Below are 9,620 nucleotides of genomic sequence, written 5' to 3' on the forward strand. Positions count from 1 at the left end.
CCCCCTCTCCGCCGACCTCGACCGTACCCAGCCCCACGCCGACGCGCGTCCTCCCTCAACCGGTGACACGACGCCCGGTCACGGCGTCGACGGCTACCCCCTGCTCTGCGCTCCCGATGAGCCAGACGGGCCGCCATACGCCGCCCACCTTCTGCGCGAGGAGCAGTGCGGGTCCTGGTGCCCGGCCTTCCGGTTGCCCGTGGGCGATGCTGCGGGCCTGGGGCTCGTCGATGGTGACGGTGGGAAGCTGGGGGTCGGCTGTGTGCCGGGCGGTGAATCCGGTGATCCTCTTCGCGGGGGTGACGGTGATGTTCAGGCGCATCGGCATCATGACGCCGTCCCGGTACCGTCGGTACGTCACGAGATAGGTCTGTCCCGGTGTTTCACCGAGGGTGCGGATCTGGCGTCGGCTGTCCTTCACGCTGTCGGGAAACCAGGTGCGCGCGAACCGCTCGGCGTGGGCAGCGGCTTCGTCCTGGCCGACGTCGCCGTCATCGGCGCGGTTGTTCTTCGCCCGCGCCTGTTCGAGGTGCTTCTCCGGCCACCACCCCACGATGTCGCCACGGTCGGTGTCGGCGGTGACCTTGACGCGTTTCCCCGACGTCTCCGCGGCGCTGCCGAGGATCCGGGTGCCGGCACCGAAGGTGGCCGTGGCCGCATCAGTGATCCACACGATGGCTTCCTCGGCCGTCTGCCCACGGGCCTGCCGGGCATCGTCCATCGCCACGATGTCGACGTGGTCGATCCGGGTCTGGAAGAACACGGTGAAGGCGGCGCCGACGGCAAGCACACTCACGCCCCAGAGAAGATCGCGCGCCGGGCGCCGGGGCGTCCTCCGGCGGAAGCGCAGCCACAGAACCCCGGCGAAGGCGCCGATCACAGAGCCCGTGGCGTTGGCGGCGACATCGGAGACGCTGCATGAGCGGCCTAGATTCGTCATGGCCTGAATGAGTTCGACGCCGACGCTGAGGCACACGAACGAAGCCACGGCGGTCGCCGGACGGCGGAACACGAGCACGGCCAAGAGGGCGCCCGGGGCGAAGAGAGCGATGTTCAGCAGGGAGCTGGTGTCGGTGAGGATGTGCACCGGAGCACCGACGTCGCACTGCGCCGCCTCCAGCCCCGCGTTTCCCGGCAGCAGGGTGACGGACAGAATTCCGGCGACATAGGCGGAGAATGTCACACTCAGCCGCCACGGCTTTCCTCGGGATTTCATCAGAAAGGCCACCGGGACGGCTAAAAGAGCACCTGAAACCAGGAAAGTTGCCACAAGGCCCGGAACAGCCGATATTGACGCTTCGATCACAAATGGCCCTTGAAGTCGAGAAGGGCTCTTCGGCCCCGGCCCAGCAGAATAGATGAGGGACCATGAACGTGTCGTTCGACGGAGGCCGGCGTGCGACGGTGACGGACGATCCGCTGCGCATCACCCCCCGCTTCACCACCGGCTCGGTGTGTATCGCGCCGTACACGGATGTGAGGGAGCGTGAGCAGTTCCTCGCGGACACCTTCGGCAGCCAGGACTTCCTGTGGGACTTTCCCGACGTCTTCCGGTTCACCCCGGACAGCGGGAACCTCGTCGGGGTCGAGCTCCAGCTGCCGTACACGTCGTGGCTCAGCGAGGTCTCCACCCGGCTTCCCGACCTGCCCGCCGTACGCCCGGGAGGGCTCCGCACGGACGAAGTCCAGGGGTTCCGGCACGAGATGTGCGCGGTGCTGTGCCGCGCTCCCGAGGACGCCGCGCTGATCTGTCTGCGGGATCCGGACGTCCTGGAGAGGCCGCTCGACGCCCGTATCGGCATCGCCCCCGACGTGACGCTCCTCGTGCAGCACGACACCGTCGTCGGCTGGACCGTCTCCGACCCCGTGCGGTACCTGACCACCGGGTTCGCTGCCCCCGACCCCGGCCCGCCGGCACCTGCCACCCGCCGGCTGTTCACCGAATGCCTGGACCTGATCACCACGCCAGTGATCGACGACCTGGTGGACGGCGAACCGGCCGCCCTGGCCCGCCTCCACGCGGCCGACAAGTCCTTGCGCGCCCAGCAGGACGACCGCCACCGTGCCGACGCGCTGCTGGAGATGATCGCCACCTATGTCGAGGACTACGGTCGCCTCGACATCACCGCTGACCCGCCGTCGAGGCGCCTGCGGTGAATGCCGGCACGGTCGTTGCGGCGGGCGCCGACCACGGGACGGTGCGCGCGGCTGTGGCCGCCGGCGGACGTTCCGGGAAGGCCGGCCGTGGTCGGGGAACTCTGCCACGCTCAAGGCGTCGTCCGAACGAAGTTCCGTGCCGACGCCCCCGTCACGGCCGTTCGTACACCACCTCCCCGTCGAACACCGTGAGATCGACCTCCACCTGTGTGATGTCGTGCGGGTCGAGCCCGAGGAGCGGTCGGTCGAGGACGCAGAGGTCGGCCGCCTTGCCGGGCTCGACGGTGCCTTTCCAGTCGTCGGCGAAGTCCTGCCGGGCGGGGTTGGAGGTGTAGGCGCGGAGGGCGGTGGGGAGGGAGACGCACTGGTCGGGGCCGCTGGGGCGACCGCTGGCCTTGGATTCGCGCAGGAGCATGGAGGCGACGCCCTGGCGCCAGTCGGGGGTGGTGATGGGGGCGTCGGAGCTGGCGCAGACGGTGACGCCGGCGTCGGCGGCGGAGCGGACGGGCCATTGGTAGGCGGAGCGTCGGGGGCCGACGACCTCGTCCATGTGGTCGGAGACGGTCCATTTGATCGCGGGGTTCATGTTGACGCCGTAGCCGTGGGCGGCGAGTTTGGTGAGGCTGCCGGGGCTGATGAAGTCGCCGTGGATGACGTAGTGGCGGGCGTCGGGGCGGGGAGCGGCCCGGTCGGCGTCGATCAGGGCGTCGACGACGGTGTCGATGGCCCGGTCGCCCGTGACGTGGATGCCGAGCTGGAAGCCGGCCTCGTGGGCGATCCGCGTCATCTCGCGGAGTTCCTCGACCTGGAGGGCGGGGGTGTCGCCGTGGACGCAGAGTGCGCCGTGGCTGCCGTCGGAGTAGGGCTCGTTCATCCAGGCGGTGCGGTTCGGCGGGACGCCGTCGGCGAAGATCTTGACGCCGATGATGTTCAGCACGCGGGGGTCGGGGGAAGAGGGCCGACTCAGACCACCGGCCACTTCCCCGTCCCGACCCGCCGCCAACCCCCCGCACAACTCCGCCAACCCCTCCCGCACATCCCCCGCCCCACCCCCCATCGGAGCCGGCAGCAACAGCACGCTCACCCGTGCCCGCAACACCCCCTCAGCCGCAAGCTCCGCGTACACGGTCAAGTTGTCCGTACTGAGCGCCCCGCCGCCCCCCGGCCCGAGCCCCGGCTCGGTGTAACTGGTGATCCCCCGCGAGTGCAGCTCCCGGACCACCCCCTCGACGGCCGCCCGCCGCTGAGCGGGCGTCGGCCGGGGCAACGTCTCCTGCACCAGCCGAGCGGCGCCCTCACGCAGGATGCCGGTCGGCTCGCCGTCGGCGTCGGTGTCGATGACTCCGCCCGCCGGCGCCACCGTCCCGGCATCGACGCCGCAGCGGCGCAGCGCGGCCGTGTTGACCCACACCATGTGCTGGGAGAAGTCGGTGAGGCAGACCGGGTTGTCGGGGGCGACGGCGTCGAGGTCGCGCCGGTGCGGGAAGCGGCCCGGGTCGGCGAGGCACTCCGCCAGGTACCCGGCATCCCAGCCGAGCCCGACGATCCACTCCCCCGGCGTCGCGGTGCGCACCGCGTCGCCCACGAGGGCCGTGATGCCGGAGACCGACCCCAGGCCGACGTCGAGGGCGAACGGAGGTCGCGTCATCCCGTAGGCGGCGCCGTGGAGGTGGGAGTCGTTGATGCCGGGCAGGACGGTCCGTCCGTCGAGTTCGACGATCCGGGTGCCGGGCCCGGCCAGCGCGCGGATCTCCGTGTCGGTGCCCACGGCGACGATGTCCCGGCCGCGCACGGCAACCGCTTCGGCGACGGTGAACTCACGGTCGACGGTGAGGACTTGTCCACCGGTGAGGATGAGGGTCGGGGCGCTGTCGGCCATGGGAGACCTCTCTCGTGCGAGCGGCAGGAAGGTGTGCCGAACAGGAAATCCCCACGCCGGTGACACCGCCATCCGTAGATGTACCGAGCGCCTTGTCGTCCGAAAGCGCCCCTCATATCGTTAGGCGTCAAACAACCCGGCGTCCGGGAGGCTCCCCTGCCCAGCCACCACCAGCTCGCGGCGGCCACCCGTATCGGCATGCTCACCCGCGAACGCGACACGGCGGCGGCCTGCGCCCAGGCGCTCGCCGAGCTCTCCGCCGCGCTCCCCCTGGACGCCGCGACCCTCCTGACCCGAAACCCCCTCACCGGCGACCACGTCCAGCTCGCCGGCATCGGCTACACCGCCGCCCTCTCCCAGTCCCTGGCCGGGGAGTTCGTCGCCACCCCGTGGTACGACACCGTCGTCCGGCAGGACCTCCCGCCGTCCATCTCCCAGGACACGGGCCGCTTCCGGCAGGGCCGGTTCTACACCGAGCGGGTCCGCCCCGCCGGGTTCCGGGACGGGGTGACGGGGGCCCTGCGGCACGAGGAGCGGCTCGTCGGGCTCGTCCACCTGTCGACCGTGGACGCACACGCGTACGACACCGACGCGCGCCGCCTGCTCGCGGCGGTGCTGCCGGCCCTCGCGGCGCTCGCCGACCCGCTGCCCCGTACGGACGAACCGCTGGAGCCGCAGGACGGCGCGGCGACGCTGGTGACCGGCGCGGGCATCGTCGGCGTACCCGGGCGGGACCGCGTACGGGCCCTGGACGACGAGGAGTTCCGGACGCTGGTGCGGGCCTTCGCGGAGTCGGGCGGGCGGCGGCTGCGGCTGCTGTGGCCGTGGGACGGCGGCTGGCACAGGGTCGTCCTGCACCGGCACCGCCTCCCCGGCACGGACGCGGTGCTCGTGGTCGAGACGCCGGGAGAACCCCCGTACCGGCTGAGCCCGCGCGAGCTGGAGGTACTCACTCTGGCCACTCTGGGGCGCACCAACCAAGCCATCGCCGAGGCCCTCTTCCTCTCCCCCCGCACCGTGCACACCCATGTGGAACACGTGTTGCGCAAGACCGGAACCGCCTCCCGCGCCGAGGCCACAGCCCTCGCGGTCCGCGCCGGCCTGCTCCGTCCGGCCCCGGACGACGTCCCCCGCTTCGTCGAACGCTGACCTCGAACAGCCCGCGTCAACACCGGAGTCGGCCTGAACCCGAAGGGTGAAGGAGCGGCGCGTTATTGACGTCGTACGGCGGTGATCCTTGGGTCTTGTGCGCCTCGTGGGTACCGTCACCCCACCGCAGGGTGCGGAGCCGCCCCGACACCTGCGCTCCACGGGAGAACAGAGCCGCAGCAGCCCGGACCGCGCCCTCGTCGAACCGTCGGTTCGAGACGTCCACCACCCCCTGGGTCAGGAGATTTCGCATGCCCGAAGAGGTGACCGGTTCCCCGAGTCGCAGACGTGTGGTCGGCACGATGGCCGCTTCGGCGGCGGGATGGGCGCTGCCCGTGATGCCCGGAATTCCGGCGGCGAGCGCCGACACCGGTACGACGCAGGTCACGGACCTGGCCGTCGACGGACGTGCCGACAACCCGATCGGGGTCGACGACCCCTCACCCCGCCTGAGCTGGCGGGTCGTTCAGGCCCCGGCCGCGTGGACGCAGAGCGCGTACCAGGTCCGGGCGGCGCGTTCCGTGCGGGATCTGGCGGCGGGCCGGTGGCTGTGGGACAGCGGGCGGGTGGCCTCCGCCGCTCAGACCGACATCGTGTGGCGGGGGCCTGCGCCGCGCTCGCGTGACACGGTGGTGTGGCAGGTGCGGGTGTGGGGCGGCACGGGGCGGGTGACGCCGTGGAGCCGTCCCGCGTCGTGGGAGATGGGGCTGCTGCGGCGTGCCGACTGGGGACAGGCCCGCTGGATCGAGCACCCCGGGCGCGCGCTGGAGCAGCCGCTGCCGGTGTTCGCCCGCGCCTTCCGGGTGCCCGGCCGCGTCGCGCGGGCCCGGCTGTACCTCTCCGGCGTCGGCCTGCACGTGGCCCGCGTCAACGGCCGGGCGGTCACCGACGAGGTCCTCGCCCCCGGCAACTCCAACTACCAGCTGTCGGTGGAGTACCGGACCTACGACGTGACCGCCCTGGTGCGGCCCGGCGACAACACGCTCGGTGTCGAACTGGGCCACGGGACGGCGCTGGTGACCCGGTCCGTCACGAACGCGGCGACCGGCAGGAACGCCCCGTACTCCTGGTGGCAGAGCCAGTTCAAGGGCGCCGGCACGCTGGTGGGCGCCGTCGGGCGGAACGCCACCGCCGTCAAGGTGAGCAGCGTCGCGAACTTCCATGTCGGCGGCACCGTCAACATCGACACCGGTGACGGGGGTGTGCGGCTGGAGTCACGGACCATCACCGCCCTGGACACCGGCGGGAGTTCGATCTCCTTCACGCCGGGGCTGTCCTCGGCCCACGCCGACGGGGCGGCCGTCACCGGGTCGGGGAACTCCCTCGCGAGCACCGATCCCAGCGCGGGCGCCGCCGTGTCGCCGAGGCTCATCGCCCGGCTGGAGGTGACGCGGGGGGACGGCACCGTGCAGACCGTCGTCAGCGACCGGTCCTGGCGGACGGCGCTGGGGGCGACGACGACCTCCAACTGGTACTCCGGAGCGGACTACGACGCCCGGCGCGAGCAGCCGGGCTGGACGGCGCCGGGTGCGGATCTGGGTGCGTCGGCGCGGCGGCGTGACGGCAGCGCGGTGGGGTGGACGGACGCCGGGTTCGCGCCGCCGCCGAACCTGACGACCGAGCTGGTGTGGCGCAACGCCGAACCGCTGAGGGTCGTCGACGAGCTGCGTCCCGTCGGCGTGAAGCAGCCCGCACCCGGCGTCTGGGTCTTCGACTTCGGGCAGAACTTCGCCGGCTGGCCCCGCCTCACCCTCGCCCCGCTCCCGGCCGGGACGACGGTGCGGGTGCGGCCGGCCGAGTCCCTGAACGCGGACGGCACCGTCGACCAGACGTCGGTCATGGGCGGCGGCCCGGTGCGCGGGACGGACGTGTTCGCCTCCTACACCGCGTACGGCGCCGGGCGGGGCGAGACCTGGCAGCCGCAGTTCCACTACTTCGGCATGCGGTGGGTCGAGGTCACCGGCCTGCCGGAGGGCTACACGCCCACCGCGGACACCGTCACCGGCCTCCAGATCCACGCGGACGTCCCGGCCGCCGGGGACGTCCGGACGTCGAACGCGCGGATCAACCGGATCCACCGCATGTGCCGGTACTCGGTCATGAGCAACCTCATGTCGACGTTCACGGACTGTCCCGGCCGCGAGAAGCTCGCCTACCCGGCCGACTACCTCCAGCCCTTCGGTTCCCTGCACCGCGTCTTCCGCTACGACGCCTATCTGCGCACCATGCAGCGGCACCTGGTGGAGGGCCAGTCGAGGGCGGGCGACAACATCGGGAACGTGGCCCTCAAGACGCCGGTGTACGACTGGGGTTACACGGGCCGCTACGGCGACGAGATCAACTGGGGTGACGGCATCGTCCTGGTCCCCTGGCACCTGTACGTGACGTACGGCGACACGCAGACGATGGCCCGGTCCTACCCGCAGATGCAGGCGTTCCTCACCTACATCCGCACCCGCAAGGCGGGTACCGGCGCCGACGCGCACATCGTGGACGCGGCTCTCGCGGACTGGTTCTCCAGCGAGGCGACGTCGGGGCGGATCACCGGGACCTGGGGGTACCACCAGGTCGCCGACCGGATGGCGCGGATGGCCGAACTCCTCGGGCGCAGGGCGGACGCCGCCGAGTACCGCAGCCTGGCCGACCGGATCAGGGGCGCCTTCAACGACGCGTTCTACAACCGGGCCCTCGGCCGCTACACCGCGCAGGGCGACGCGGGTCCGGCCGGCGCGACGCAGGCCGCGCAGGCGCTGGCCCTCGACGAGGGGCTCGTCCCCGACGGGGAGCGCGCGCGGGTCCTCGGCTCACTGGTGGAGCTCGTGCGCGGCTACCGTCCGAACGGCGGTGGCGCGCACCTCGGCGGCGGCACGATCGGGCTCGCCCCCATCATCAGGTCCCTGCACGAGGGCGGCCACGACGACGTGCTGTGGGACGTCCTCCAGGAGGACACCCTCCCCAGCTACGGCTACTTCCTGCGGCCGACGACCGCCCAGCCCGACGGCCTCACCACGCTCCCCGAGACCTGGGACCTGCGCTACTCCAACAACCACATGATCCTCAGCCAGATCGAGGAGTGGTTCCACACCGCGCTCGCCGGGATCCGCCAGCCGCGCGGCGGCGTCGCCTACCGCCACCTGGTCATCGACCCGCGTCCGGTCGGCGACCTCACCTCCGCGGAAGGCAGCTACCGCACCCCGTACGGTGTCGCCGCGACCAGCTGGACCCGGCAGCGGGGGACGTTCCGGCTGCGCGTCGAGATCCCGCCCAACACCACGGCGGAGGTCCGGGTGCCCACCGGGGGCCGTGTCCCGCCGAGCGCCTCCGCAGGGGCCCGGTTCGAACGGCTGGAGGGGGACCGGGCGGTGTACGCGGTGCGGTCCGGCGTCCACGAGTTCACCGCCCCCGACCGGCGTTGACGTCAGCCGTCGTCCCGCAGCACCAGGTCCAGCAGCCCCGGGAAGCGGGCGTCGAACTCCTCGCGCCGTAGCCGGTTGACCCGGCGCGGGCCCTCGTCCCGCTGTTCGACGAGGCCCGCGCCGCGCAGGACGGCGAAGTGGTGGCTGAGGGCGGCCTTGCCGACGGAGACGTCGAAGCCGCCGCAACCGCGGGTCCACACGGGGGCGCCGGCGATTTCGCGCAGGAGCTGGATGCGGACGGGGTCGGCGACGGCGGAGAGGGCCGTGAGGAGGTCGACCTCGTCGGGGTGGGTGTGGACGGGGGCGGTGCGGTGGCTCGTGGACACGGTCCCCTCCCGAGAAGCCTGTTGCCGAGTGTTCGACGGATATCTTACAGTCCGAGTGTTCGCCTCCCGTTGAACACTCGGACTGCGGGGCGAGCGCTCCGAGGCATGCCCGCTCCCCCGACCGAAGGATGTGTCCGCCCATGCGCGCGATCGAGATCCACGAGTTCGGCGCCCCCGAGGTCCTCAAGACCGTCGACGCCGAGATCCCCGAACCGGGCCCCGGCCAGGTCACCGTCGACACCGCCTACGCGGGCGTCAACTTCGCGGACCTCAAGGCCCGCGCCGAGGGCTACCGCGTCGAGAAACTGCCGTTCCGCCCGGGGCTCGACGTGTCCGGGCGGATCCGCGCCGTCGGCGAGGGCGTCACCGGGCTCGTCCCCGGCCAGGAGGTCGCCGCGTTCCTGCCGGGCGGCGGGTACGCCGACGTCGTCCGCGCCGAGGCGTACGCCACCGTCGCCCTCCCGCAGGGTCTCGACCTGCGGACGGCCGCCGCACTGCCCACCGTCCTGCCGACCGCCCATGCCGTGCTCCACGAGATCGGCCGGCTGCGCGCCGGCGAGACGGTCCTCGTGCACGGCGCCGCGCTCCCGCCGCTGAGCGATCTCGTCGACGGCCCCTTCCCCGTCTCCCTCCTCCAACACCAACAGCCCCCGCCGCGCCCCGACTTCACGCAACCGCCCCACATCCGCAGGC

General features: G+C 72.2%; 7 protein-coding genes. 4 read left to right on the forward strand and 3 right to left on the reverse strand.

Going from position 1 to position 9,620, the window contains the following annotated elements; genetic code table 11:
• Nucleotides 1-55: 55 nt before the first annotated feature.
• Entirely contained in the window at nt 56-1,306 is a 1,251-nt protein-coding gene (locus ACVNF4_RS03320; protein WP_461801117.1) for a VanZ family protein, read from the reverse strand.
• A gap of 62 nt (nt 1,307-1,368) precedes the next feature.
• On the opposite strand from ACVNF4_RS03320, the gene ACVNF4_RS03325 reads away from it, so the two are divergent.
• On the forward strand, nt 1,369-2,157 hold the full coding sequence (locus tag ACVNF4_RS03325) for a hypothetical protein (RefSeq protein ID WP_461801118.1): 789 nt from the start codon (nt 1,369-1,371) through the stop codon (nt 2,155-2,157).
• Nucleotides 2,158-2,308: 151 nt separating this feature from the next.
• Here the strand turns inward: ACVNF4_RS03325 and ACVNF4_RS03330 are convergent, their stop codons facing one another.
• Nucleotides 2,309-4,036, reverse strand: a complete 1,728-nt coding sequence (locus ACVNF4_RS03330) for an amidohydrolase (RefSeq protein WP_461801119.1) — start codon at nt 4,034-4,036, stop codon at nt 2,309-2,311.
• A gap of 198 nt (nt 4,037-4,234) precedes the next feature.
• Here ACVNF4_RS03330 and ACVNF4_RS03335 point away from each other — a divergent pair, with 198 nt between their 5' ends.
• The gene (locus ACVNF4_RS03335; RefSeq protein ID WP_461801120.1) at nt 4,235-5,185 is read left to right on the forward strand and encodes a helix-turn-helix transcriptional regulator; all 951 of its coding nucleotides are present in this window, start codon (nt 4,235-4,237) and stop codon (nt 5,183-5,185) included.
• Nucleotides 5,186-5,436: 251 nt separating this feature from the next.
• Nucleotides 5,437-8,601: a family 78 glycoside hydrolase catalytic domain gene (locus tag ACVNF4_RS03340; RefSeq protein ID WP_461801121.1), complete on the forward strand. Its 3,165-nt coding sequence runs from the start codon at nt 5,437-5,439 to the stop codon at nt 8,599-8,601.
• A gap of 2 nt (nt 8,602-8,603) precedes the next feature.
• On the opposite strand, the gene ACVNF4_RS03345 is transcribed toward ACVNF4_RS03340, so the two are convergent.
• Nucleotides 8,604-8,927: an ArsR/SmtB family transcription factor gene (locus ACVNF4_RS03345; protein WP_461801122.1), complete on the reverse strand. Its 324-nt coding sequence runs from the start codon at nt 8,925-8,927 to the stop codon at nt 8,604-8,606.
• A 140-nt stretch (nt 8,928-9,067) separates the two neighbouring features.
• On the opposite strand from ACVNF4_RS03345, the gene ACVNF4_RS03350 reads away from it, so the two are divergent.
• Nucleotides 9,068-9,620 (forward strand): quinone oxidoreductase family protein (locus tag ACVNF4_RS03350; protein ID WP_461801123.1); only part of this gene is annotated, 553 nt, incomplete at its 3' end.

Source organism: Streptomyces sp. S6, from assembly GCF_054880855.1.